The 26,892-nt window shown below is 38.0% G+C and carries 20 protein-coding genes; 19 read left to right on the top strand and 1 reads right to left on the bottom strand.

The window, feature by feature from the left end; genetic code table 11:
• The first annotated feature begins 102 nt into the window (after positions 1-102).
• The 13 genes from AAOP42_RS02665 to AAOP42_RS02605 all read left to right on the top strand — a co-directional run bounded on the left by AAOP42_RS02665 (position 103) and on the right by AAOP42_RS02605 (position 18,503).
• Positions 103-858: a sialate O-acetylesterase gene (locus AAOP42_RS02665; RefSeq protein WP_349526912.1), complete on the top strand. Its 756-nt coding sequence runs from the start codon at positions 103-105 to the stop codon at positions 856-858.
• A gap of 176 nt (positions 859-1,034) precedes the next feature.
• The gene (locus tag AAOP42_RS02660) at positions 1,035-2,051 is read left to right on the top strand and encodes a toll/interleukin-1 receptor domain-containing protein (protein WP_349526911.1); all 1,017 of its coding nucleotides are present in this window, start codon (positions 1,035-1,037) and stop codon (positions 2,049-2,051) included.
• A 246-nt stretch (positions 2,052-2,297) separates the two neighbouring features.
• Positions 2,298-2,870 carry an RNA polymerase sigma factor gene (locus AAOP42_RS02655; protein WP_349526910.1) on the top strand — a complete coding sequence of 191 codons (573 nt, stop codon included), beginning with the start codon at positions 2,298-2,300 and terminating at the stop codon, positions 2,868-2,870.
• Positions 2,871-3,213: 343 nt separating this feature from the next.
• On the top strand, positions 3,214-4,215 hold the full coding sequence (locus AAOP42_RS02650; RefSeq protein ID WP_349526909.1) for a FecR family protein: 1,002 nt from the start codon (positions 3,214-3,216) through the stop codon (positions 4,213-4,215).
• A gap of 155 nt (positions 4,216-4,370) precedes the next feature.
• Positions 4,371-7,781, top strand: a complete 3,411-nt coding sequence (locus tag AAOP42_RS02645; protein ID WP_349526908.1) for a SusC/RagA family TonB-linked outer membrane protein — start codon at positions 4,371-4,373, stop codon at positions 7,779-7,781.
• Between the two features lie 8 nt (positions 7,782-7,789).
• Positions 7,790-9,289, top strand: coding sequence for a RagB/SusD family nutrient uptake outer membrane protein (locus AAOP42_RS02640; protein ID WP_349526907.1), 1,500 nt, complete (start codon positions 7,790-7,792; stop codon positions 9,287-9,289).
• Between the two features lie 25 nt (positions 9,290-9,314).
• Complete coding sequence (locus tag AAOP42_RS02635; RefSeq protein WP_349526906.1) at positions 9,315-10,247, top strand: hypothetical protein; 933 nt, start codon at positions 9,315-9,317, stop codon at positions 10,245-10,247.
• A 113-nt stretch (positions 10,248-10,360) separates the two neighbouring features.
• Entirely contained in the window at positions 10,361-11,554 is a 1,194-nt protein-coding gene (locus AAOP42_RS02630) for a glycoside hydrolase family 26 protein (RefSeq protein WP_349526905.1), read from the top strand.
• 78 nt (positions 11,555-11,632) lie between these two features.
• A complete protein-coding gene (locus AAOP42_RS02625) occupies positions 11,633-12,058 on the top strand; it encodes a cupin domain-containing protein (RefSeq protein ID WP_349526904.1) in 426 nt (141 codons plus the stop codon).
• A 108-nt stretch (positions 12,059-12,166) separates the two neighbouring features.
• Entirely contained in the window at positions 12,167-14,383 is a 2,217-nt protein-coding gene (locus AAOP42_RS02620) for a beta-galactosidase (protein ID WP_349526903.1), read from the top strand.
• A 36-nt stretch (positions 14,384-14,419) separates the two neighbouring features.
• Positions 14,420-15,670 (top strand): Nramp family divalent metal transporter, encoded by a 1,251-nt coding sequence (locus AAOP42_RS02615; RefSeq protein ID WP_349526902.1) that lies wholly within the window; start codon positions 14,420-14,422, stop codon positions 15,668-15,670.
• Positions 15,671-15,700: 30 nt separating this feature from the next.
• Positions 15,701-17,392 (top strand): DUF5060 domain-containing protein, encoded by a 1,692-nt coding sequence (locus AAOP42_RS02610; RefSeq protein WP_349526901.1) that lies wholly within the window; start codon positions 15,701-15,703, stop codon positions 17,390-17,392.
• 163 nt (positions 17,393-17,555) lie between these two features.
• Positions 17,556-18,503, top strand: a complete 948-nt coding sequence (locus AAOP42_RS02605; protein WP_349526900.1) for a sugar phosphate isomerase/epimerase family protein — start codon at positions 17,556-17,558, stop codon at positions 18,501-18,503.
• A 4-nt stretch (positions 18,504-18,507) separates the two neighbouring features.
• Here the strand turns inward: AAOP42_RS02605 and AAOP42_RS02600 are convergent, their stop codons facing one another.
• Positions 18,508-19,281: an AMP nucleosidase gene (locus AAOP42_RS02600; RefSeq protein WP_349526899.1), complete on the bottom strand. Its 774-nt coding sequence runs from the start codon at positions 19,279-19,281 to the stop codon at positions 18,508-18,510.
• Between the two features lie 85 nt (positions 19,282-19,366).
• On the opposite strand from AAOP42_RS02600, the gene AAOP42_RS02595 reads away from it, so the two are divergent.
• The 6 genes from AAOP42_RS02595 to AAOP42_RS02570 all read left to right on the top strand — a co-directional run bounded on the left by AAOP42_RS02595 (position 19,367) and on the right by AAOP42_RS02570 (position 26,700).
• On the top strand, positions 19,367-19,819 hold the full coding sequence (locus AAOP42_RS02595) for a type I restriction enzyme HsdR N-terminal domain-containing protein (RefSeq protein ID WP_349526898.1): 453 nt from the start codon (positions 19,367-19,369) through the stop codon (positions 19,817-19,819).
• A 135-nt stretch (positions 19,820-19,954) separates the two neighbouring features.
• Positions 19,955-20,503: a hypothetical protein gene (locus tag AAOP42_RS02590; RefSeq protein WP_349526897.1), complete on the top strand. Its 549-nt coding sequence runs from the start codon at positions 19,955-19,957 to the stop codon at positions 20,501-20,503.
• Positions 20,504-20,591: 88 nt separating this feature from the next.
• Positions 20,592-23,189: a M1 family metallopeptidase gene (locus AAOP42_RS02585; protein WP_349526896.1), complete on the top strand. Its 2,598-nt coding sequence runs from the start codon at positions 20,592-20,594 to the stop codon at positions 23,187-23,189.
• Positions 23,190-23,283: 94 nt separating this feature from the next.
• The gene (locus AAOP42_RS02580; protein ID WP_349526895.1) at positions 23,284-23,820 is read left to right on the top strand and encodes an RNA polymerase sigma factor; all 537 of its coding nucleotides are present in this window, start codon (positions 23,284-23,286) and stop codon (positions 23,818-23,820) included.
• A complete protein-coding gene (locus AAOP42_RS02575; RefSeq protein WP_349526894.1) occupies positions 23,804-24,859 on the top strand; it encodes a TonB family protein in 1,056 nt (351 codons plus the stop codon). Before AAOP42_RS02580 ends, AAOP42_RS02575 begins: the two co-directional genes overlap by 17 nt.
• 41 nt (positions 24,860-24,900) lie before the next feature.
• On the top strand, positions 24,901-26,700 hold the full coding sequence (locus AAOP42_RS02570; RefSeq protein ID WP_349526893.1) for an acyl-CoA dehydrogenase family protein: 1,800 nt from the start codon (positions 24,901-24,903) through the stop codon (positions 26,698-26,700).
• The last annotated feature ends 192 nt before the right edge of the window (positions 26,701-26,892 follow it).

Raw genomic sequence — 26,892 nt, 5'->3', positions numbered from 1 at the left:
TCAAAGACCTACTTAAATCTACAGGTCAACCAAATCCACAGACCGAAAAACCCATAAGACTATCTGCCAAATACCAACTACGGTTCGTTCAACACTACATTCATGCTTGGCCTATCGGCCGCACGAATGCTTAGTTATTGTGCCTTGTTCATCATGTTTTCTTGTACAGAAAAAGATGAAATCCAGATTTTCCTCTGCATCGGACAGTCTAATATGGCTGGAAGAGCTGATGTTGAGCCTATAGACACGACCAGCCTCCAAAATGTGTATGTTTTCAACAACGAAGGTGAATGGGAAAATGCAAAGAACCCTATGAACCAATATTCCACCATTCGGAAAAACATGTCCATGCAAAGGTTGAGTCCATCATGGTCTTTTTCTCAGATGCTCGCAAAGGAGTATCCGAATAAAAAAATCGGTTTGGTAGTGAATGCCAAAGGAGGGAGCTCAATAAATGAATGGAAAAAGGGCAGTAACTTTTACAACGAATCACTGATAAGAGCCTTGCAGGCTCAGAAGACTGGTTCACTCAAAGCGATCATTTGGCATCAGGGAGAATCTGATCAGGGGCAATGGGAGGACTATGCGGATAAATTTGATAGCCTGGTTTATTATTTTAGAAAAGACTTAGACGAACCCGATCTTAAGGTAATAGTAGGAGAGATCGGCAAATGGAGAGAATCCGCTGTACAGATCAATGAGGTACTCCGATCACTACCACAACGGTTAACCAATGTCCAGACAGTTTCCGCAGAAGGACTCACCCACAAGGGGGATAATGCCCACTTTGATTCCAGGTCACAACGACTCCTGGGAGAAAGATATGCTGAAAAGTATATTGAAATGAGTCGGGAGTAAAAGCAAGAATTTGGTATTCCTCTACAATGACGTAGGTTGAGCCAAAAAGGCTAAACGCATGACAATTTCACTTGAGGTAATGAAGGAATGAAAATAATAATTCATTAGATTTGAGAAACTTAGAGGATATATATGCACATGCTCAAATGACGTTATGAACCACCAGCCAGAAATAAATGAAAATCTTTATATCTCACTCTTCTAGAAACAAAAACTATGGGGATTTAATTGTTCAGCTTCTCAGGGATCTTGGAATCAAGGAAGATGAAATAATATTTACAAGTAATGTAGTTTATGGCATTCCCGTCGGAGAGAATATATTTAATTGGCTAAAATCTCAAATTGAAGAAAAACCATTCGTTATCTATTTGCTTTCTGCGCAATACTATGACAGCATAGCTTGCTTGAATGAAATGGGTGCAGCTTGGGTAATAGAAAGTGCACACGCTGCAATCTTTACGCCCAATTTCAATTTGGCTAGCAAAAAGTTTCAAAGCGGAGTTCTTGACCCAAGAGAAATAGGATTTTATGTTAACGATGAAGAAAGAATATTCTCTTTTATTCAATTGCTATCTAAGAATTTTGATATTTCAAAAAATCCAATGTCAATTTCTCAGAATGTGAAAAAATTCATTTCTGAAATTGGAAAAATCGACCCACAATCCAAAATAAAAGAAGTCCCTAGACAGGTTGAAGAATTAAATGAATTAGAAGCCATATCTGAACCTATTGAAGTTCAGGTCAAGACTGAGAAGAGAAACAATAATGCTGTAAAAGTTGAAAAGGGAGATTTATATTCAAAGTTCATAGACTTGGCACTTAACAGGATGAAGGAAGATGAACTTCTTCTAATTCATTATATGGTAGATACCAGTAAAACCAAATTAATGACGGGTTGGCAAGAAGAACATGAAATTTCTTACATTAGGGAATGGGAGAAGATTAATGACATTGCCAATAGCCTATCAAAGAATTACACAGCAACTCTCAGGAGATTCGAATTAAGAGGATTATTGGAAATATCCGCCGTTACAGGTTCAGGAAATACTAAAGAGTTCCAATTAAAGGATGAAATCGCTTCGAATATATTGGATTTTCCAGATGAACTCCTTTCCAAAACAGAGGAAGTTGTTAGCAAGAATTTTTTTGAACACAAGGAAGAAGATGCAGCAAATGATGATTTTCCATTCTAAAGTTAGGTTATTTGTAACAAAAGAACTTATGAACAAAACCCTGTTTTTTCCCCCACTGGTCTTTATGTCTCGTTGAGACCTTTTTTTACAAACAATGACTGAGTCTTAGTGAGACACTAAGACTAGAAGGATTCAGTGGTAGATTTCGCTAAATAGCAGCCGAAACGCTATCTTCACCAAAACGCAGAATTCATTATGCGGCGTATGGTGAAGGTATTTCATTATTTCACTTACTTTTGGCGACTAATGTTAAGAAAACATCATGATGATAGTGCAAAGGACATTGTTTCGGACTTTAGAGCCGGGCATGTTGCGGCTTTTGAGAGTATTTTTCACAAGCTATATGCCAGATTGTGTTCGTTTTCACTTTCGTACACAAGAGACAATGCAGCAACCGAGGAAATTGTGGGGGATTCTTTTCTTATTGTCTGGAACAAACGGGAACAGTTTAAGGACATCAATGGTCTTAAGTCCTACCTTTATACCACTGTCAAAAATGCCTCTCTGGATTACCTGAAGAAAAGCGGAGAAGCAATTCCCATCGACATAAACACCCCGGATTCTACCAAGAACATGGAGTTTCGCATGATTGAAGAAGAAACACACAGCATGTTGTACAGTGCGCTTGATTCACTTCCTGCTAAGTGCAGGCGTGTATTTGAATTGTCTTGCCTAGATGGTGTCAAATACCAGGATATTGCCGATGAGATGCAGATCAGCCTGAATACAGTCAAATCACAAAGAGCAAGAGCCATACAATTACTCAAAGATCATTTTAAAGGCCAGTCCTTTTATACACTTTTTTTGAGTACATTATAATTTTGTGCACAATGGGCAAGTATTCCCTTCATGTGCTCGCCTTTATATACTAAGGCTATAGAATTAGGAAAACGCATTTAAAAGCAAGCCCAATCCAGTTGCGGTTCTTTTATGGACATAGTCAACTCTAAGGGACCCCAGAACAACTTGCCTGACGGCAGTCAGGAATCTGGGGATAGTCAGAATTTTTAAATGCGTATGCCCTGCCTGAAACATCGATTTTGGATTATAAAAAAAAAGAAAAAAACTTTTCCACCCGATTTCATGCTTTTGCAGTTATAGAGGTGAGCCAACAAAAGAAGGCCTGCTATATTGAATAATAACTTTTTTTAAAACCATCACAATGGAATACTATATTTCAAAATTGATTTACAAATCCCTGTCGGGAGAACTCACTAAAAACGAGCAGGAAGAATTTGATAGTTGGATGTCCGAAAAAGAGAATAAGAAATTTTATCAGGAAATAATCAATTCAAATTCTATTGACCAGAAAGTGAAGTTGTATGACAGTTTTGATAGTCAAAAGGCATACAGTAAGCTTGATTTGGGTAATCCGGTGGATAGAAGTAAAACCATAAAGGTGGATTTTACTAAAATCATGAGATACGCCGCAGTGGCTATTATTGCAATAGGTTTGGGTTATACTTCTTACAAATTGACGCAACAGCCTCAAGAAGAGGTGGTCGAAATGGCTACATTGGAAAAAAGCAATCCCAACGGGCGAAAGTCCACCTTCGAATTACCTGATGGCACCAGAGTCAATCTAAATTCTGCCAGCAAGTTGAGGTATATTGATGATACTGAAAAAAACAGAAGGATAGTTCAATTGGAAGGAGAAGCTTTTTTTGATGTGGCTAAAGATGCATCGAAACCATTTATTGTACAATCCGGATCAATATCGACCAAAGCCATTGGTACTTCTTTCAATGTAAAGTCTTATCCCAACGAAAAGGAGTATAAAGTCATATTACTTACCGGAAAGGTAGAAGTGAGTAAAAAAGGGGTTTCTGATGGTGGAGACAGAGTTTATTTAAGCCCGGGTTTTGGGGTTTCATACAGCACAGAAACTCGCAATTTAGTCAAATACAATTATGATGAGGAAATGGAACTGGCCTGGAAAAACAGCATCCTATATTTTGATGAGTCCAACATTGATGAAGTGATAAAACTTCTGGAAAGATGGTACGGAGTGGAGATTATCATAGAAAACAAAGCCAAAGTAAAACAATGGAAATACAGTTCAAAGTTTGAAAATGAATCTTTGGAAAATGTATTGAAAGGGATTTCTTATATACAGGAGTTTACTTTCAAGATAGATAACAAAAATGTGACCTTAATATTCTAAAATCAAAAATATGATCTATCAGAATAGTACGTAACAAAAAGAAACAGCCGACAACAAGGTTGCCGGCCGAAAATTCTTTTGGGTGTTAGAGCATCGGGAAAATGACAAACCACCCAAAAAGTTAAAACATGTTTAACTATTAATTATACAAAAGTATGAAATTAAAAGTACTACAAATCATTATTATGCTTACTAAATACTTTGCATATGGAATCTTTGTACAGGTTCTGCTTATGAATTTACTCCTGGCGGAGAATTCAAGTGCGCAAAAAGCAGTAAGTGCCAAAGAGGTAAACATTACTATTTGGCAGGAAAACATATCTGTCAAAGAATTGTTTAAAGTTGTTGAAGAGTTGACCGATTTCACTGTGTCTTATGACAATATCGAACTTGGAAACAAGCTTAAGAAGTCCATTACAGTGTCTTCTGGTGATATGAAGGTTAGCGACTTGTTATTGCAGGTTTCTAAGCAAGCTGACCTTAAATTCAAGCAGGTGAATAAAGTGATTCACGCAAAAAACCTGGGTAAACTATTCAGAAATGAAGCTCCACTTGTGGTAGAGTTTGTTGAAGAAGACGTTAGCATTTCCGGAAAAATTACCGATGAAAATGGAGAAGGGTTGCCGGGCGCAAGTGTGGTAGTAAAGGGAACTACCAATGGTACCACTACAGATTTGGACGGCAATTATAAAATGAACATTCCTGAAGACGGAGTATTGGTAGTTTCTTACGTGGGATATGTGAGTCAGGAAATTATTCCAGGCACAAGAAATATAGTCGATTTGCAATTGGAGCTTGACGCAGCTCAATTGGAAGAGATCGTAGTGGTAGGCTATGGTCAGGTGAAAAGGAGTGACCTGACGGGTTCAGTTGCACAGGTAGAGCTTGAAGAATTAAAGGATATTCCAGCCAATTCTATTGAAGGCCTGCTACAGGGAAGAGTGGCAGGTTTGCAAATTATCAATAACTCCCAAGATCCTAATTCTTCAGCCATAGTGCGGATACGGGGTTCAAGTTCCTTGCGTGGATCCCAATCTCCACTTATTGTTGTTGATGGGTTTCCTTTAGGAGGAGCAAGCAATTTGAATCAAATTAACCCTGCTGATATCGAATCTATAGATGTGCTAAAAGATGCTTCAGCATCGGCTATATATGGTTCAAGGGGTGCCAATGGAGTTATTATCGTTACTACAAAAAAGGCAAAGACGGGTAAAACCAATGTAAGTGTTAGACAGCAATCCACCTTTTCTCAGTTCACTTCAGAAATGAATCTTTGGCGAAATCCGGTTCTAATGGCTCAACTAAGCAATGAGTCAGACATAAATGGTGGTTTTACGCCAAAATATGTTGGTGCTAATTTTTCAGGTCGTTATTATCCTTCCATACAAGAAATATCAGACGGAACCTGGCCTCATAATGTAAGGTGGGACGACATAGTATTTAGGGATTTACCAATTTCCAATAGTACTACTGTGGGAATTTCAAGTTCGAATGAAAGAACAGGTTTTAACCTGAGTGCCAACTATTTTACGGACAAAGGCATGAACATTCAGGACGATTATAAAAAACTGAATTATAATTTGAATGTCAGCCACAAGGTTTATGACAACCTCAAGGTTACATTTTCCAACATATTAACCAGGGGAGTAAGAAATAATAATACAGGTTTGGCATTTTGGAGGTCTCCTCTTATCCCGGTTTACGACGAAGAAGGCAACTACTACAGGACTCATACTGCTGACTATGATCATCCACTGGGAGTTACAGACAACAGGCTGAATGATAAGAAAGAACTGAACGTATTGTCTTTATTGGATGTGGAATGGAAAATCATCCCTTCCTTAACCATAAACTCACGCTTGAACTATCGGATAGCTAGTTCTGTGCAGGATGAATACCTGCCTAAACTATACTCTCAAAAAGGAGAGGAAAATAGTGGGCAGGCTTACATAAGAAACTGGCAGGCAGAGACATTGGTGTCAGAGACTTTTGCTACATACAACAAGTTGTTTAATGATAAACACGAAGTGGGCGTTACTGCTGGTTATTCTTACCAGAATGACAATTCAAGATGGTCTGATCTTGGAGCGGTTGGTTTTGTAAATGAGATTCTTAAAAACGAAAACCTGGCTACAGGTGACCCTGAGTTAAATATTGTTGGGAATGGATTGCAAACATCAAAGCTGGTATCTGGAATTTTCCGAATTAACTATAGCTATGATAACAAGTACCTGCTGACATTTACTTCCAGAACAGATGGTTCTTCCAAGTTTGGAGAAAACAACAAATGGGCATTTTTTCCCTCTGTTGCAGCCAGTTGGAAACTACACGAAGAAGAATTCATAAAGGGAGCAGATGTTTTTGATCAATTGAAAGTGAGAGCCAGTTATGGTATTTCAGGAAATCAGGGAATCAATCCTTATGAGACTTTGAGCAAGTTTGGAATTAGCAAATATTACAATGATGGTGCATGGGTGACAAGCATAGGCCCTGGAATTGAGGTAGGTCGAACTGGTCAGGACGGAATAGAAGTAGTTTGGGGTGGAATACCAACTCCTGATTTGAGATGGGAGACAACTTCTCAGGTAAATGTGGGGCTTGATATGGCATTTTTGAATAATCGAATGAATGTAACTTTTGATTATTATAGTAAAAATACAGACGACCTTCTTAGGCAAAGAAATTTACCGAATTCCTCTGGTTATAATAGAATGTTAATCAATGATGGATCAATTGCAAATAAAGGATTTGAATTGACACTTGGAGGGGATTTGGTAAGATCTCAGGATTTAAATGTCAACGCTACCTTGATTTACTCTCGAAACAGAAATGAGGTGACTAGTCTGGGAGATGCTACACAATCAGGACTAATTGAAGATCCAAATACAGGAGTATTGTTCGAATTTTATGGCAACAATATAGAGCAATTCAGAGCTTTTCCAAACATACTGGCCATTGGCCAACCTGTTAATGTATTCTATGGTTACAAGACGGATGGCATAGTTCAGACTCTGGAAGAAGGGATAGAAGCTGGTTTGGAAGGTGATTTTGCCAGGCCTGGAGAGTTTAAATATGTAGATATAGATGGGGATGGAGAGATATCAGATAATGATCGAACCATTATTGGAGATCCTAACCCTGATTTTCTGGCCAGTTTAAATTTAAGTGCAAGTTACAAGAACTTTGATATCAGCATATTTCTGAATGGTGTATTTGGAAATGATGTACTAAATACCAAAGCCTTTGATCAACCAAGTAACACGCCTCTAAGATGGACTTTGGACAATCCTACCAATGAATATCCCAGCTTGAGAAGTGGCCGTCAAAACAGGTTTTCTGATTGGTGGATTGAGGATGGTTCATTCATTCGCATCCAAAACCTCAACTTGGGTTATACATTGAATTTACCAAGTGAAATAACAGCACGATTGTTTATGAATGCATCCAACCTGTTCACATTTAGTGATTTTGAAGGATATGATCCTGAAGTAGGAGTAGATGGAAGGTATTATGGAGGCTACCCTCGGTTGAGAAGGGTTACACTCGGGTTTAATTTGACATTCTAAATAAGAAGATGATGAAGAAACAATATAATATATTAATGCTTTTGGGTCTTTTATTTGCCGGCTCATGTGAACTAAATGAAGAACCTTATGGGTTTTATTCTGAGGGAAATTTTTTAACTACCCCGGAAGAAGCTGAAGCTGCCATTACTTATGCTTATGATGCGCTTACTTTTTTAGAGTATTCCAGAACAGTTTTTTATCTTGGAGATTTACCCTCAGAAACGCTGCAACCAAAAGAAGATCAGGGTGGAGGAGCTCAGGAATTGAATTTTTGGAAAACAGAGACTTTTTCTAACAATGCCAATTTGAATAACTTTTTTAAGTATGCTTACATAGCCATCAACAGAGCCAATCTATTGATTGAAAAAGTACCACAAGCGAGCTTTGACGAGGATGATCAAAACAAATATCTGGGAGAAGCTTATTTTCTAAGGGCATGGAATTATTTCAATTTGGTTAGAAACTTCGGATTGGTACCGTTGCAAAAAGGGTTAGTGTCTTCTATAGAGGAAACAAGCTCTCCCCGTGCAAGCAATCTTGACGAAGTATATGACCTTATACTGGGAGATGTTAGAAAAGCAGCCGAGCTACTTACCATCAATCAGGCTACAGGCAGAGCTGACAAAGTAGCAGCTCAGGCACTTGCTGCCAAAGCATATCTTTATATAGCTTCAGCCAAAGAGCACAATGTGCTGTTGTACGATGCAGTATCCAGAGATGTTACTACTATGTATGATAGTGCTGAATATTATTCAGGATTGGTCATTAATGGTCAATCTACTTATGGATTGGAGCCAAATTTATTGGACATCTATGACGTGGATAAGGCTAAGGGGTCTGAGCATATTTTCATTATGTCTATGGACAGAACGGGCCTTATTGAAGGGGATTATTCTAAAATATCAAAGTTGTTCATTCCTTATGTAAATGGTGGAACTATTTACCTGGATGAATCAGCGGATGCTTCTTCGAGATCTCATGACGGATGGAATAGTATGATTACAGTAAACGATTTTTACGATACCTATGAAACTGGAGATAAAAGAGCAGAACAATTATTTGTTTCCAGTATCTATGACGAGAATCAAAACCTGATTGCAGAATTTCCTGATTATCCTATGACTTCACATTTCTGTCGAAAATACATAGATCCCAATTTTATAGGAGATAAGACAAGTACTAAGCCATTTTTAATTCGCTATTCAGAAGTTGCATTGATATATGCAGAAGCTGCCGGCCCTACAGCGCAAGGATATGCACAAATAAATGCCATTCGTGATAGAGCTGGATTGGAAGATTTAGAAGCTGGTTTGTCGGTAGAGGATTTTAGAATGAAAGTTTTCGAAGAGCGTGCTTTTGAATTGGCTTACGAAGGAAATAGAATGTATGATTTACGAAGGTTTAAAATGGTAAAAGCCATTGTACCGAATGCTGCAAACATATCAGATGAGGATGCTGCTTATTACCCACTTCCTCAAATTGAAGTGGATTTGAACCAGAATTTGTAAAACAACCCATTTTAGAAAATTTATTATGAAAAAGATAATATATATACTAGCAATCACATTAATACAAGTTGGTTGTGTAACCGATCCGCTGAAAGAAATCAATGAAGGCAAATGGAACCATGAAAAGACAGTTCTTGACATTGGATTTGAGTTTCAGATAGGTCAAGGCGATATTGTGGTTTTAGATGATAAAACCGGAGCAATAGAATTAAAAGTGGCGGTTGGTCTTGTTCCTGATCTCAGCAAGACTGAAATGAAGTCATTACAGCTTCCATTTGGTGCTAAGTCATCAATATCTGTAGGAGAGACACTAGATTTTGACAATGCTACTAATTCTGCGAGCATTATGGTGACTTCCGCAACTGGACAATCCAGGGAATATACAATTACCATGATTCCATTTATTGAAACCCTTGAAGGGTCTTATGAAATAGATGATTTGGTAGTTTATGGTGGTACTGGGCCTGAGTATGGTGGTGCATCTGTTATTCCAATGATGAACAAATCTTGGTTATGGTCTGACTCAGATGGTCCGGGCAAAGAGTTGGATAATTCATTGACATTCACATTTGAAGGGCTAACCGAAGAAGGTAACACTTTTGGTACAGTTACCAACGATGCAGGTGATGATGGTAAATATGCCGATTTTATTTATACCAGAGATCCAGTTACGGATGTCAATAATTTCTATAGAGCCATCCCTAAAGGAGAATCAAAATGGCTTAGAGACTATCAGCAAGGGAAAATCATTTTCACTTTTTCAGACGGATCTACGCATTTAGCAGAATTGATCGGTGCTGGGACAGAGGATATGGGCAATGGTAAATCTAAGACTACCGAAAACCAAGCTTTGGTATTCAACCTCAGCGGTCAGGACGATTGGAATAAGATCTATTCTGACTATGATAAATTTGTAAAACGTCCAAGGAGGTATTGGATTGACATTACAAAGCAATAGTATTTATAAATCGGGGATAGCCTTTTTGGTTGTCCCTGATTTACTTTTTCAATTTCTACTAGACAATAAGGTGTTCCCTTTGTCTAGGTACAACAAAATTTTACTCAAGCTCAATGAAAATAATAGTATTTGTTTTGGCTGTTCTATGCTGCATGTTTAGTGCTTGTTCTACATCTGAACCCAATATCATAACCGATCCTCCTGAAGAAAAGGAAGAAATTACACTTGAGATAGTGGATAAAAATGCTACGCACGAGACTAAAGCTCTTTTATCTAATTTATGGGATATACAATCACAATCAGGCTTAATGTTTGGTCACCATGATGATTTAATTTATGGTAGGGATTGGAAATCCATTCAGGACAGGTCAGATACCAAGGAAGTGTGTGGAGATTATCCTGCTGTGTTTAGTTTAGATTTTGCTCAAATTATGGGTGCTCGTTCTGTTAATGTAGAGTTTAATGCAGATCGGAGACGTACAATTTTGGAAGCAAGAGAAAGGGGTGAAGTTATTACAGCTTGTGTTCATTTGGATAACCCATTGACTGGAGGTGATGCCTGGGACAATTCAGATAATACTGTAGTACAGCAAATATTGATAGAGGGTTCTGATACCAACATTAAATTTAAATCATGGCTGGATAATTTAGCAACTTTCTTGAGTGACTTAAAAGATTCTGAAGGCGCATTGATTCCAATTATTTTCAGGCCATTTCATGAGCATACACAAACATGGTCCTGGTGGGGGCAGAGCATGACTACCGCAGACGAATTTATTGGTTTATGGAAATTCACTATTCATTATTTAAGAGATGAAAAGGGAGTTCATAATTTGATTTATGCGATTTCACCACAGCTGGATTTCGCTTCAAACAAGGAAAAAATATTGTTTCGATGGCCGGGGGATGACTATGTGGATTTTATAGGAATGGATAGCTACCATGGCAGAAACACTGACGCACTTAATGCGAATGCCAAAATTTTGGAGGAACTTTCTATTGAAAAAAAGAAACCTTGTGGCATAACCGAAACAGGAATCGAAGGAGTGAGAAATAGTGATGGATCCAATTACGCCAACTACTGGACTAAGGAAATCTTAACGCCACTTATTGGAAAAGAGATAAGTATGGTAGTCTTATGGAGAAATAAGTATGATCCTACACATGAGGGGCATCACTTCTATGGTCCTTGGAAGGGACACAATTCGGCTCAAGACTTTGTGACTTTTTACAAGAGTTCCTTTACACGTTTTAGTTCAGACTTACCCGATATGTACGAAATGGCTGAAGGCATTACAATTCAGTAGAATACTTTCAAATATCTTTTTTACTTTTTGGGGCTCTGCTCACAGGATAACTATATACATTTTTAAATACACTAACAGATGAATTACATATACAAAACAGATAAAACCACCAGGTATAATTTCCCTACGCACATCAATGACTTGGTGATGGACAGGTCAGAAGCCAGTTTTTCAGAGGTATTTGTGGTGATAGTAGAGCCGGAAAAAGCACCGCCTATTCACAAGCACGATGATACCGAGCAGATTTTCCACATGCTGGAAGGAGTAGGTACGCTTAGGATAGGTCAAAATGGAGAAGAGTCCTATAAGGTAACTCCTGGAGATGTGGTGAGAATACCCGTATCTACCTGGCATTCTATAAAGGCTGACAATGGAGAGCCATTAAAATACCTTGCCATTGATTGTTTTGGCAACAGCCGAAATGAGGATGAACCTACTTGGGAATCTCATGTAAAGGTTGTTTGTAAGCTTCAAAATTGGGATTTCGATGCTGTAAAGCAGTAGTATTTATGGAGTTAAAGGAATAGGTATCGGTTGATTCATATACCATTCTGGCAGCAGACACAAAAGCACTATGGATTAGTTAAAAGATGTAAGAATATGTGGAAAAAAATGAAATGGATACTATGCTTATTTACAGTCGTATTGATAGTAAATAATCAGTCAATTGCTCAGGTAGAAATGCCTGAAACTATAGTATATGGGACGGTATATAATATTTTTCATGACAGATTTGATACCAACGAAGCTTTTTACAAAGCGGTGGACAAAGACATGAAAAACATCAAAGATGCAAACTTTAATTTGGTGATGCCCTTCCCATTTGGGCAGTGGGATACTAGCATCAAACAGCAGAGCTGGGAAAGGACAGACTATTTGGTGGATCAATTGGAAAAGAATCAATTGATGCTCATGCCAATCATGCTAAAATCTACCCATAGGGCTTTTTTGCCCACTTGGAAATGGTTGGAAATGGAAGATGCTGTTAGGGAATTTCCAGAAGTAAGTCGTGTAAGTGAAGATGTGAAATACATGCATCCTCAGGTGCTTGAGTCCATTGAAAATTACTTTGAAAGTATCGCAAACAGGTATGGAAACCGCACTTCATTGGTTGGTTATAATCTTTGGAATGAAGCGCATTACAACTCCATTGATGAAATAACAATTCCTAAATTTCAAGTTTGGTTGAAAGAAAAGTACGGTTCGTTGCAGGAGCTCAACAGAGTGTGGGCAGAAGACTACAGCGAATGGGTGCAAATCACACCGCTGATGAGCCGCAACTGGGAGTCATCAATGGCTGCAATAGATTGGGATTTGTTTCGATTTGCCAACAATGGTGACATTGCGAAATGGGCTTATCAAACCATTCGAAAATACGATAAGACCAATTTTGTAACCATCAATACAGTAGGAACAGTGGTTAATAACCCAGAATACAGTCAATGGACTGTAGATGGTCGTCAAATAGCACCATACACCGATATTTTCGGGATATCCTTTTACCCTGATAAAGATATGAACCGAAACAAGGTGGCCATGCCCTATTGGAAATACAGCTGCATGTATGATGTGACCAGATGCGATGCAGGAGATAAGCCGTATTATTTGGTGGAGGCTCAAACCAATCATCAAAATGGTATGGGATTGTTTCAGTATATGAGCTACGCAGACATTCATTTACTTTCATGGATGGCTTTTGCCGACGATTGTAAGGGGATAGTCTTTTGGAAGTGGAAGCCATTCTATAGGGGGCAACAAGCCTTCGGAAGAGGATTGACATTGGCCAATGGAGATTTAGCCCCAAGAGGACAAGCCGCTAAAGACGTAGGTGCTGTATTAAAAAAACATGGGAAATTGATTTTTGATGCTAAGATAAAGCAAGCAGAGGCAGGCATTTTCTATGATATTGTAGCCTTGCAAAAATCAATGGAAGGCATCAACAGGCCTACAGGTAAAGGTACTACGGGGTTTTTCGTACATGACAGCTTCGAAGGAACCTACAAAGCGCTTTTTGATCACAATATTTCTACTGACATCATACGTACCGATATGCCTCTGAACCTGGAAGAATTAAAGAAGTATAAAATTCTTTTCCTTCCATATCAACTGGTAATTCGACAAGAAATCGCAGAAATACTGAAGCAATATGTATCTCAAGGCGGCTATGTAGTAGCAGATGCCAGATCTGCGATAATGGATCAGTTCGACTTTGGATTCGAAACCAATCCCGGATATGGTCTTGATGAAGTCTTTGCTGTCAGACGCCAGGATCAATATGGCAAAGATGGAACTTTCGAATTCTCTATCTCCGATCCACAAGCCATATCCAATAATATGGAGAAGGGCTACAAAGCCAAAGGCCTGTATTTTAAAGAACAGCTTGAAATACTGGATGGTGGTAGGGTAGTATCCCGTTTTGAGGATGGTCAACCAGCCATAGTGGTCAATTCATTTGGGAAAGGAACGGCTGTTCTATGTGCAACCCCACTTGGTGGTAGTTATTTTCAAGGCATAGAAAGTACAGGTGCGATCATAGCTGGATTGGCAGAAAAAGCAGGAGTAACACCTACGGCTGAAATGTCGAAAGATGATTCAGGAGTGATGGTCAAGCTACATGAAAAGGCCAATGGTGAAAAACTTGTGTACCTCAATAATATTTCAGAACAGGATTATGAAGGTAAGGTAAGCGTAGCTACCGGAAAAGGTAAAGTGTTGGAGGTAATGGAAATTACTTCAGAGCAAAAGGTGAGTTTTTCGAAAGAGAAAAACAACCTGATTGTTGACTTGGAAATTCCGGCAAGGCAGGCGAAGGTTTTGTGGGTGAAATAGGAGTGAAAAACTGATGACTTTTTGAGTACAATAAAAATGAATAAAATCAAATCGTTTATTGCGACTATTCTACCTGGTTTGTTTTTGATCGGGCTGAATATAGGAACAGGAAGTGTAACTGCCATGGCAAAGGCTGGAGCCAATTACGGTCTCAGTCTTACCTGGACAATAGCTATATCCTGCTATATCACTTATTTTCTCATAAATGTATTTGGAAAATATACTCTTGTGACCGGTGAGACAGCTCTATATGCTTTTAGAAAGCACATCCATCAGGTAGTTGGTTTGTTCTTTATAGTTGCCCTAGGCATCAATGTGTGTGGAAGCGTAGTGGGAGTTATGGGCATTATAGCGGATGTATGCTGCGAATGGTCCAAAAATTATATAGATGGGGGGATTTCAGGTGTCTGGTTTGCGGTGTTCTTTATCGGTTTTGTTTACCTGCTTTTCTGGGTGGGTAAAACCAAATCATTCGAGAAAATATTAGCTGCAATAGTGGCATTGCTTTCTTTGTGCTTCCTACTCAATTTTTTCATCCTTATGCCACCTTTAGGTGAATTGTTCATTGGATTGGTTCCGTCTATACCAGATACTTTAAATGGCACTAATGACACTCCATATTTGGTCATAGCTTCTATGGTTGGTACTACTGTTTTCTCAGGACTGTTTATCGTGCGTACTATTTTGGTGAAAGAATCAGGTTGGTCGATCAAGGATCTGAAAATACAAAAGCGAGATGCTGTAATAGCCTCTATTATGATGTTTGTCATTAGCATATCAATTATGACTTCAGCTTCTGGTACTTTGTTTAAAGCGGGTATTACTTTGAACAGTGCTTCTCAAATGCTTACCTTGTTAGAGCCACTGGCAGGTACTTTTGCCACTACTATTTTCGCTGTGGGTATTATAGCTGCAGGCATATCTTCACAATTTCCCAATGTGATATTACTCCCAATGCTACAGAGTGATTACAACCAAGCAACTTTAAATTTTAAAAGTAAACAAGTGCGATTGATAGTGTTGGTGATATCTTCATTGGGGCTGGTTGTGCCACTGACACATGCACCACCAATTTTGTTGATGATAGCATCCCAGGCATTTGGTGCTTTGCTTTTGCCTTTTACAGTAGGCTGTATGCTCTATCTGGGTAATAAAAAGGATTTGATGAAAACTCATTTGTTTGGAATGACTACCAATATTACGATGGTCTTGATCCTTCTCTTTGCCATTTTTATGTCATTCAATGGGCTGAAAGGTGTTTTTCCATTGATATCCGTACATTTTTAGATTTTTTTAAAGTAATAAAATACAAAACGAATGAAACTATACACAACAATTGTTTTTTTATACAGCATCTTGTTTCTGGGATTTACAAGCTGCACTACCGATTCTAAAAATTATGAACAACTTACAGGTACTGTGCAGCAATACGAAAAAGCTGAATTTAGAATCACACTCAACGAGCCTTTTACGAATCCTTATGATTCTCGGGAGATTGCGCTTGATATGCTACTGAAAAGCCCTACTGGAGATTCTGTACTATTGCCTTGTTTTTTTCTGAAAGGTGATAACAAAACGTCAGTTTGGATGGCCAGATTTGCCCCTAGACAAACTGGAAAATACAATTATACCTTTCGTTTAACAAGGCCGGGAGTAGTAAAACAATTTACCGATGATACATTCATAGCAACTTCTTCGAATGAAGATGGTTTTTTACATATTCATGATTTTTGGACATTAAAATTTGATTCAGGAAAGCCTTTTAGGGGAATAGGAGAAAATGTAGGATGGGAGTCCAGGTCGTATGAAGATGCTAAGTATGATTACGATTACCTTTTGCCAACTTTATCAAATAATGGAGCAAATTTCTTTCGCTCATGGATGGCACCCAACAATTTCCCTTTGGAATGGAAAAAGGTATCTAAAACTGATCGCTATAAAGATACGGATGAATATTTTAATATGGGAGGAGTAAATCGCCTCGATGAGGTGGTCGAATTGGCGGATTCCCTTGGGTTGTATATGATGTTAGCTTTCGATTCTCATAATACTCTGATGGAAGACAGACAATGGGGGATTCATAATTATAACAAAGCAAACGGAGGGCCTGCTGCTAATCCAACAGAGTTTTTTACGCTGAAAGAATCCAAAGATAAGTACAAAAATAGGTTAAGGTATCTGGTGGCTCGTTGGGGATATAGCACAAGTATTGGTGCCTGGGAGTTTTTTAATGAAATTGACAATGCTGCATTTACCAAAAAAGATAGTGTTCGAATCTCTCACCAAGCAATTACTAGCTGGCACAAAGAGATGGCAACTTATCTCAAAAGTATAGATCCATACGATCACATTGTTACCACGAGTGTTTCTCATCGGGAAATTGAAGGGCTTTACGCACTGGATGAAATGGATTTGAATCAAATGCATATATATAAACGTACCACGCAGATTCCTAAAGAGATTTTGATGTATAATAAAAGGTACAGCAAACCATTCAGTTGGGGTGAGTTTGGGTATGAATGGGATTGGAATATTGATTTTTCTACAATAACAGAAGAAAAAGATTACGATTATAAGAGAGGATTATGGTATGGGCTATTTAATCCAACGCCTATTCTCCCAATGACATGGTGGTGGGAGTTTTTTGATGAAAGAAATATGACACCCTATTTCAACAGTGTAAGCCAAATCAACGATATGATGTTGAGGGCAGGTAACGGGAAATTCGGGAAAATTCCTGTTCAATCAGAAGGGTTGGAAGCATTTTCCGTAAAATGTGGCGAACAGTATTTTGTTTGCGTTTTAAACAATGGATATGACACTCAAAAATCTGATTTAGTTATGGAAGTGCATGATGGTAAATACAAAATGGAATTGTATGATCCTGATAACAGATCAATTAGAACAATTGGGATTGCTGCTGGTGGTAGTACAGGATTGCAATTGCCTGAATTATCAATGAAAGGCATGGATGAGATGCTGTATATTTTAACTCCGACTACTAATTGATTGCCCGGAAAACCTTATAAATATTTGCTGGAAACAATTAATGGTACTAAAACAGCGAAAACATGTACATAATAGGTATATGCCTGAATTGATTTGATTTACCAGTTGGTGTTAAGGACAAAAAAAGTAAATTAGCTTATTCACTATATCAAACACTTTAGTATTGGAAAAGACTACAAGAAGGAATTTCGTTAAAAAAACAGCAATGGCTGGCATGCTTCCATTTGTTTTTCCTTATGAAAGCACATGGAATGGAGTACCAAAAAAGAATGATTTAGATATCAATATTTTTTCCAAACATCTTCAGTTTCTGGAGTTTGAAGCTGTGGGAGCAAAAGCAGCAGAAATAGGTTTTTCGGGAGTGGATTTAACAGTTCGTCCCAAAGGACATGTATTACCTGAAACAGTAGAAAAGGTGCTCCCTAAAGCTATAGAAGACATAAAACGTGGAGGTTCTTTATGCAAAATGATGACCACTGCTGTTGGAAATTCGCAAGATACTTTAGACAAGTCTGTGTTAAAAACTGCCTCTGAACAGGGAATAAAATATTATCGTTCCAATTGGTTCAGGTATGAAGAGAATCAGCCGATGCAGGACACCTTGGATCAATACAAAGATCAGATAGCGGCTTTGAGTTTGCTCAACAAGCAATTAGGATTGGTTGGGTGCTATCAGAACCACTCAGGATTGTTGATTGGTGCATCTGTATGGGAACTCATGAAATTGATAGAATCTGCAGATAATAATTACTTTGGTTTGCAATATGATATACGCCATGCTACGGTAGAAGGTGGATTGTCATGGAAAAATGGCCTTAGGTTGGTGCATAATAATATTAAGACTATAGTACTTAAAGATTTTCGATGGGAAATAGTAAATGGAAAGTGGAAGACCGTAGATACACCTATTGGGGAAGGAATGGTTGATTTTAAAACATATTTTGGATTACTTAAAAAATATGAAATCAATGTGCCGGTTTCCCTTCATTTTGAATACCCGTTGGGTGGGGCGGAACATGGTAAATCTACTATAACAGTCAATGAAAGTGTTGTCTTTGATGCCATGAGAAGAGACCTGAAGAAAGTTAGAGAACTATGGGATGAAGCCTAGGATTCTAATCGAACCTCATGTGTTTAACAGAATCTCCGGAGTTGTACAACTCCAATAGTGAGTCGATACCTATATCCAGGTGTTTTTGGACATAACCGGAAGTTACTTTTTTGTCACTTGTATCGGTTTTTACACCTTGTGGGATCATAGGATTGTCAGATACCAGCAGAAGGGCACCTCTTGGAATTTCATTCACAAACCCGACAGTGAAGAGTGTGGCGGTTTCCATATCCACACCGATTGCTCTGATTTTTCTCAGGTATTTTTTGAAATTTTTATCATGTTCCCATACCCGTCTGTTGGTGGTCATGATGGTTCCTGTCCAGTAGTCCATCTCATGTTTTTTGATCATGGAAGAAACCGCACGTTGGAGGCGGAAGGAGGGAAGAGCAGGGATTTCAATGGGCAGGTAATCGTTGCTGGTTCCTTCTCCCCGGATAGCAGCAATAGGCAGTATAAGGTCGCCGAGTTGAGTTTTTTTCTTAATACCTCCACATTTGCCCAGAAACAAGACTGCCTTAGGATGAATGGCTGACAATAGATCCATAATGGTAGCAGCTACAGCACTGCCCATTCCGAAATTGATAATGGTGATGTTATTGGCAGTAGCGGAAGTCATGGGTTTGTCCAATCCTTTGATTTCTACATTGAATTTTTCCGCAAACATTTCCACATAGTTGGCAAAATTTGTCAATAGTATGTAGTCTGCAAATCCCTCTAAAGGAACACCGGTATATCTTGGAAGCCAGTTTTCTACAATTTCTTTTTTTGTTTTCATAAGATGGATCAGTTGTGATAGCTTTAGCAGCTAATGTACGGAAATTAATTTTATTCGGTTTGTAAATTGCGCTAATTTGCATCCGATGAAACAGCTCAATTTACCCCGGTTTGAATTTAGGTTAAGCGAGGATAAAACTGCCATATTTGATACTATTCGAAAGAAATACATAGTACTGTTACCAGAAGAATGGGTAAGGCAACATTTCATCCATTACATGGTATCTCATTTGGGTTACCCTGCATCATTGATCAAAGTTGAGTTTGGAATCAAATACAATAAACTCCCCAAAAGACCTGACATTCTTTCGTTTGATAGAAAAGGGGATCCACTGTTGCTGATCGAATGCAAGTCCTATGATGTAAGTATTTCCAAAACGGTTTTTAATCAGGTTTCAGTGTACAATAAAGTACTCAAAGCTCCTTATGTGGTAGTGACCAACGGACTTCAGCACTTTTGCTGGCATCAAAATCCTGAAACGGGTGAGGTGACATTTCTTGATTCCGTTCCGGAGTTTCAAGTGTTGATTAATAAATAAAAGACGCTTTCTTTTCAAATTTGACAAGTGCTTTTATTTGTGAAATAAATAACATCTGTTTCATAAATTCATAGAAAGTTAATAAGCAATCAGATTTTATTATATATTTGGTTCACCAGCAATGTATTGGAAAGAATGAAACTAATCTATCTATTGAGTTATTTAGGGTTATTCTGCATATCGTATTTTTCGTACGGACAGAAAAACTTAAATAACAATGGTTTTAACCTGACTTCCTTATGTTCAGGAGAGTCTTGTAAGTATATTTCGTATTCCACTCCCATGCATTATCCTAATGCCAATCAGATAGACTGGTTGATGGAAAACTTCGAATTGGTTGTGAAGGAAAACGGATTTTTTTTAGCTTCCGGCGATTTGCATGTGACCGGAGTAGATATGGCTGCAAAAATCCAGTTGGAATTTTTGTTCGTAGATGAGTCAAACAATAACATATTTCGATTCGAAACTGACAAATTTGAATTCTTTAACGAACCCGACTATTCTGAGCCTATTAGTTTTACCTCCCAAATTCCGGAAGAGTTGGTGTCTGCCATCAGTAACGTGGATGTAGAAATAAGATATTCAGAAAAAATCCCATATTATCAGGTAAATTCGAATTGCTTTTTGCCTTGCAAGGAATTGAAATTGAAGGATGCTGTCAAGGCTTTTAAAAAAGCTAAATAAATGAGCATTTAAACTCATTGTTTTATCTATTGATCGCTGGCTATTTTTAAGCTAGTTTTAACGCTGAATAGCCTTATATAAGTTTTATATGCAAAGAAAGTTATTAGTTTGTGCCATTTTGATCTTGCTTGGAGCATGTAGAGAAAGAATATTTTATTCGGTCGATGAGGGCGTGTCCAAAGAATTGGCTGGCAGTAGAAAACAGAATATTTCATTCTTGTCTTATGATCTCAGTTTTTCTATCCCGATACAAAGGGATATGCCTGTTACTGGTAGTTCTATAATAGGAGTGAAGCTCAAGTCAATAGAATCCCCATTGGTATTGGATTTTAACCCTCAACTTGAAAATGCAGTAAAAGCCTTAAAAGTAAATGGAGAAACGGAGCAATATGAGATTGAAAATGGCCATATAATTATTGCTCCTTCTGCTTTGATAACCGGCTACAACGAAATAGAGATTGATTTTGTCTCTGGCGATCAATCTTTGAATAGAAGTGAAGATTTTTTGTACACACTATTTGTGCCGGATAGAGCATCTACGGCTTTTCCATGTTTTGACCAACCAGATTTGAAAGCCAAATATAAATTACAGTTGGATATTCCAAATAAATGGCTGGCAATGTCAAATGCTCCTGTAGTATCCGAAAAAATAAAAGACAATGTGAAATCAATAATTTTTGAGGAGTCAGATATTATTAGTACATACTTATTCTCATTTGTGGCAGGGAAGTTTGAATCAATTACAAAAAACTTTGATGACATTACTATGACCATGTTTCACAGAGAAACAGATCAATTGAAAGTAGCAAAGAATAAAGAGGATATCTTCAAACTCCACTATCAGTCATTAAAGTGGCTTGAGAAGTACACAAGTGTAGCTTATCCGTTTAAGAAATTCGATTTTGTGCTTATTCCCGGTTTTCAATATGGTGGTATGGAGCATGTAGGTGCCATTCAATACAGAGATTCCAAATTGCTATTGGACGAGTCTGCCACATTGAATGACAAAATATCCAGGTCAATGCTCATAGCTCATGAAACCGCACATACCTGGTTTGGTAACCTGGTGACAATGGAATGGTTTGACGATGTGTGGATGAAGGAAGTTTTTGCCAACTTTATGGCTTCAAAGATTACTGAGCCTAATTTTCCTGACATCAATCATGAGCTTAATTTTTTATTCAATCATTATCCACCGGCTTATACTATAGACAGGACAGAAGGTGCAAATGCTATTCGTCAGAACCTGGACAACCTGAAAAATGCCGGAACCATGTACGGAGATATCATTTACCATAAAGCTCCGATAGTCATGAGACAACTGGAGGAACTGATGGGTGAGTTTGCATTCCGGGATGCTTTAAGAGAATACCTTGAAAATTTCAAGGAAAAAAATGCCACCTGGAACGATTTGGTAGAAATCATGGATGTGAAAACAGAAGTTGATTTGAAAAAATGGAGTCAGGTGTGGATCAATGAAGCTGGAATGCCTTTTATAGACATAGAATTTATTGATCAGAATGGATTGGGACAATTTGAGATTATTCAATATGACCTGTTTGGTAAGAACAGGGTTTGGCCTCAGAAATTCAATATATCATTTTCATATACTGATGGAGACATTAGATATCCGGTTTATTCAGAAAATTCACATTTCACGATTAAGAAAAACGAAGGAACTGAGATGCCCCAGTTTGTTCAGATGAATACCAACGCCTTTGGGTATGGAATTTTTGCCTACGGTTTAGACTATTTCAAAGATGAATTTCAGTTCAATATGGCACGAATAGATATTCCATCCATGTTAAATGACCTTGATCGTGGGGCTGCCTACCTGGTTTTACATGAATACCTGCTTCATGAGGGCATGAATCCATTGAAATACTTTCGTTTTTTGGAGGAGTATATATATGTCGAAGATAATGAGTTGATACTCACATACCTTTTGGATAATTTGGAGATGGTATATTGGAAGTTTCTCACTGTTGAGCAGACAAAAGAATTGGCCGCTGAAGTAGAGTCTTTGCTTACACAAAAATTGAGTCGGGTGTCAGATCCTAAAGTGAAGCATTTGGTGTTCAAGAAGTATATAAGCATGGCACATACCGAAGGAGGGGTTCGTAACCTTATGAATTTCTGGAACAAAACAAGTGCACCTGAGGACATGGAATTAAGTGAGAATGAGTTTATTTCTTTGGCTTATAATATTCAATTGAAATCAAATCAGATAACAGGAGTAATAGAAGATCAGATTAAAAGGATGAGCAATCCGGACAGGCAGGCTGAAGTACGTTTTGTAAGCCAGTCTTTATCCCTGGATCCGGAAAGACGAAAAGCCTTTTTTCTTTCTTTGCTTGAGCCTGAAAACAGAGAGCATGAGGCTTGGGTGAATCAGGCTCTGTATTTCCTTAATCATCCTCTCCGAGCAGACACTTCCATTGATTACCTTGAGCTGGCATTGGAAGAGGTGAAGGAAATTCAAAAAACCGGGGATATCTTCTTTCCTAAAAGGTGGCTTGACAACACATTGTGGGGGCACAACTCTGGAAAAGCAGTTGAAATCATAAATCGGTTTCTTGAAAACAATGAAGATTTAGATGAAAAATTGAAGCAGAAGGTGCTTCAGTCTGTGGATATGGTTTTTAGAGCCGAGACTGATATTTCTCAATATGCTCAAAGTAATTAATTGAACCTGTTGAACATTTCGATGTATAATATGATCTGTAAAAGTAAACCAGACTTATTCTTATAGTTCCCAAATAATATTTCAAATCTGAATATTGACTGAAAACGAAAAACTTGAGAAGTATGCCCGTACCGGGGATTTGGAATTACTTGGACAAGTATATGCTGACTATATGCATTTGGTTTTTGGTGTCTGCCTCAAGTACTTTAAAAACAAAGAGGATGCACAAGATGGTGTGATTCAGGTTTTTGAAAAACTCGTGGTAGATTTAAAAAAGCATTCGGTCACTAATTTTAAAAGTTGGCTGTATGTAACATCCAGGAATTTTTGTCTGATGGAATTACGGAAAAAGAATAAAATTCAAAATACTTCATTGGAAAATATGGAATATACACTTCCGGTGCATCATGAACAAGAAGAACCGGTTGATGAGGAAGGTTTGGATGAATGCATTGAGAAGTTACCGGAGAATCAAAGAAAGTGTATTCGGTTGTTTTACCTGAAAGAACTTTGCTACAAAGAGATAACAGAAATATTAGACACTAATTTGAATCAGGTGAAAAGTGCGATCCAAAATGGCAAACGAAATTTAAAATTATGCTTGGAAAGAAAGCGTGAACATATTCAATAACGATATCGACCATTTATCCATTGAGGAAATTAGGGCTTATCTTGACAATCAAATGTCAAATAAGGAAATGCATGATTTTGAGCGTCACCTGCTTGATTGTGAATTGTGCAATGATGCTTTTGAGGGATATCAGGCTTCCGGTATTTCTTTTGAAAATGAAACCAGAGAGCATTTACGATCTATTGTAACCAGTCATTCAAAAACTAAAAAATATCCTAATATGGCAATAGCAGCATCCGTCGTGATTTTGCTATGTGCTTCTATTGTATTTCTTTTTTCTTATTTCGAAAAAGATAGTACGAAAGTTTCTATGGCAGAAAAAGAGAAGGAAGAGTCAATAACAGCTCCACTGGAATTAGAAGATTCCGTTGAGTCGATAAAAAATGAGGTAATAGAAGAAGAACCTGAAAAAACTCAAAAGAAACATAAAGTGAGTAAAGTTCTTCCCCGAACCGAACCAAAAATAGTAATACCTCAAAAAGTGACGAAAGAGGAACTATCTGATGAAACTGCACTCCTTGATAATAGCGACTCCTTCCTTGAAGAAACCGTGAATGAAGAGATTGTGTCAGATGATAAAAAAAACGTAGTATCTTTTTCAGATAGTCAACCGGAGAAACTTACAGGTGAGACTGAAAGATTTGAAATCACCTCTGCCAAAAGTCGCATCAAAAAGGAGACTTTTGCACAGCGTTCTCTTGCTGCTCCATTGTCAATGAAGAAAAGTGAAAGTAGTTTGTTAGCTCAAAATGCCCTACCCGTTGTGGGAATTGATTCCTATAAGTTATATTTAAAGGATAGTTTGAGGTATCCGGAATCAGCAAAAAGGAATCAATTAACAGGTCAGGTTGTGTTGAGGTTTGAGGTAAAAGAGGAAGGTGAAATAAATGATTTGACAGTGGAAAAAGGGCTTTCAACAGAATGTGATTTAGAGGCAAAAAGGCTGGTGTTGGAAGGTTCAAAATGGGTATTGATCGATAAAAATTTACCTGCTGAAAAAAATGTTGTAAACTTGACTGTAGAGTTTACTTTGAAATAAAAGAGTAATAAACTTAAACTTAACCATAGAACAATATATAGATGTCGAAGTATTTTAGCCGTAGAAACTTGGATTTTTTCCTTTATGAAGTGTTTGACATTATGTCTTTATCAAAATTTGATTACTTCAAAAAACATAAAAAAGATACTTATAATTTGATCGTTGATTCGGCTGTTCAATTGGCTGATAAAGAGCTACGCCCCTTTTTCGTTGAAATGGATCGCAAAGAGCCTAAATATGAAGGGGGGCATGTGAAAGTACACCCTCAAATTCGCAAGTTGATGAAAGAATTTGGAGAGGGTGGATGGATTTCTGCCGATGGGTCTGAAGAATTTGGAGGGCAAGAGTTGCCCCTGACACTTACTTCATGTGCTCAATTCGTATTTGGCGCAGCTAATTATTCAGCCAGCGTTTTTCCGTTTTTGTCGGCTGGTGCGGCCAGATTGATAGAAAAATTTGGGACAGATAAGCTGAAGGATGAATATATACCTAAATTGTATAACGGAGAATGGCAGGGAACAATGGCAATGACCGAAGCGCATGCAGGAAGCTCACTTGCAGACATTACATCTTCGGCTGAGGCCATAGACGAAGAGGGAACGGTATTTAGCATTAAAGGTCAAAAAATATTCATTTCTGCAGGTGATCACGATGGGGTGGACAATGTAGTACACCTGATGCTTGCCCGGATTAAAGGTGCACCAGAAGGGACAAAAGGCATATCACTTTTTGTAGTGCCACAAAAGAGGTATGATGAAAAGGAAAAAGAAGTGAATAACGATGTTGTGACCTCTGGTTTGTTTCATAAAATGGGATACAAAGGAGCTCCAATTGTGCAACTTGATTTTGGTGGAAGCAATGGTTGTATTGGTTTTTTGGTAGGAGAGCCAAACAAAGGACTGAGTTATATGTTTCAAATGATGAATGAAGCCAGAATAGCCGTAGGTTTAAGTGCCGCTTCTATTGCTTCTGCTGCTTATTATGCATCGTTGGAATATGCCAATGAAAGGCCTCAAGGGCGTCCTGTTGGAAATAAAGACATATCACTGCCTCAATCTATGATAATTGAGCATGCGGATGTAAAACGCATGTTGCTTTTTCAAAAAGCAATTGTAGAAGGCTCCCAGTCTCTGCTGTTGCAATGTGCATACTATGCTGATATGGCTAAAGCTGAGAAGGAAGAATCAAAGGAAATATTTAAGCTGGTACTTGAGCTACTTACACCAGTAGCCAAATCTTTTCCCAGTGAAATGGGAATCCTTTCTACAAGTGCAGCCATTCAGATTTTTGGAGGAGCAGGATATTGTCAGGATTTTCCTGTTGAACAATATTTTAGAGAAATGAGAATCCACACTATTCATGAAGGTACCACAGGTATCCATGCTTTGGATTTGCTTGGTAGAAAAATAATAATGGGAGGTGGGATTGCTTTTCGTGCTTTTACTGAAGAGGTTTCCAAGACCATTAAAAAATCAAAACTGGAAATTACAGCTATGGCAAAGTATGGCGGTCAGTTGGATGATGTCCTTTTTAGACTTCAAAATATTACCATGAAATTGTCAACAAAGGCAATGAATGACAAAAAGGAGGTGTTCCTTGCAGATGCTACGGTTTATTTGGAGTTGTTTGGGATAGTCGCCATAGGTTGGCAATGGTTGCTACAAGCCAATACAGCTCAGAAAGTGCTTGAAGCAAATCCTGATGATAAATTTTACCTGAGTAAAATTCACACTATGAGGTATTACTTTGAATACGAACTGCCTAAATCAGAAGGACTCATTACCAAATTAAACAATTCAGATTGTGTAACTCTGGAAGCAGATAAGAGCACTATCATTTAAGGTTTTTGAATTAATCTGAGCCATGTTCAATTCTAACTAGTGTCTGTCTATAATGTGCTTTGAAGAAGCCTTTCAGGATTCTTAAAGCTTACTGTTTTAACAGCTTTACCAATCTTTAAAAGCTTAGTAAAGCGTGGATCGTACTTTATAGACAGGCTCTAATTATACATCAGGTTTCAAAAATAGAGATTT

It is taken from the genome of Reichenbachiella sp. MALMAid0571 (assembly GCF_040151475.1).
GTDB lineage: Bacteria > Bacteroidota > Bacteroidia > Cytophagales > Cyclobacteriaceae > CAXBNB01.
Note: the sequence above shows the minus strand (reverse complement) of the source record. Positions and strands in the feature narration are given on the sequence as shown.

Bases quoted from the DNA above. Each gene is read 5' to 3' on its own strand.
- AAOP42_RS02665 (WP_349526912.1), top strand. From the start codon at position 103: ATGCTTGGCCTATCGGCCGCACGAATGCTTAGTTATTGTGCCTTGTTC.
- AAOP42_RS02660 (WP_349526911.1), top strand. From the start codon at position 1,035: ATGAAAATCTTTATATCTCACTCTTCTAGAAACAAAAACTATGGGGAT.
- AAOP42_RS02655 (WP_349526910.1), top strand. From the start codon at position 2,298: ATGTTAAGAAAACATCATGATGATAGTGCAAAGGACATTGTTTCGGAC.
- AAOP42_RS02650 (WP_349526909.1), top strand. From the start codon at position 3,214: ATGGAATACTATATTTCAAAATTGATTTACAAATCCCTGTCGGGAGAA.
- AAOP42_RS02645 (WP_349526908.1), top strand. From the start codon at position 4,371: ATGAAATTAAAAGTACTACAAATCATTATTATGCTTACTAAATACTTT.
- AAOP42_RS02640 (WP_349526907.1), top strand. From the start codon at position 7,790: ATGATGAAGAAACAATATAATATATTAATGCTTTTGGGTCTTTTATTT.
- AAOP42_RS02635 (WP_349526906.1), top strand. From the start codon at position 9,315: ATGAAAAAGATAATATATATACTAGCAATCACATTAATACAAGTTGGT.
- AAOP42_RS02630 (WP_349526905.1), top strand. From the start codon at position 10,361: ATGAAAATAATAGTATTTGTTTTGGCTGTTCTATGCTGCATGTTTAGT.
- AAOP42_RS02625 (WP_349526904.1), top strand. From the start codon at position 11,633: ATGAATTACATATACAAAACAGATAAAACCACCAGGTATAATTTCCCT.
- AAOP42_RS02620 (WP_349526903.1), top strand. From the start codon at position 12,167: ATGAAATGGATACTATGCTTATTTACAGTCGTATTGATAGTAAATAAT.
- AAOP42_RS02615 (WP_349526902.1), top strand. From the start codon at position 14,420: ATGAATAAAATCAAATCGTTTATTGCGACTATTCTACCTGGTTTGTTT.
- AAOP42_RS02610 (WP_349526901.1), top strand. From the start codon at position 15,701: ATGAAACTATACACAACAATTGTTTTTTTATACAGCATCTTGTTTCTG.
- AAOP42_RS02600 (WP_349526899.1), bottom strand. From the start codon at position 19,281: ATGAAAACAAAAAAAGAAATTGTAGAAAACTGGCTTCCAAGATATACC.
- AAOP42_RS02595 (WP_349526898.1), top strand. From the start codon at position 19,367: ATGAAACAGCTCAATTTACCCCGGTTTGAATTTAGGTTAAGCGAGGAT.
- AAOP42_RS02590 (WP_349526897.1), top strand. From the start codon at position 19,955: ATGAAACTAATCTATCTATTGAGTTATTTAGGGTTATTCTGCATATCG.
- AAOP42_RS02585 (WP_349526896.1), top strand. From the start codon at position 20,592: ATGCAAAGAAAGTTATTAGTTTGTGCCATTTTGATCTTGCTTGGAGCA.
- AAOP42_RS02570 (WP_349526893.1), top strand. From the start codon at position 24,901: ATGTCGAAGTATTTTAGCCGTAGAAACTTGGATTTTTTCCTTTATGAA.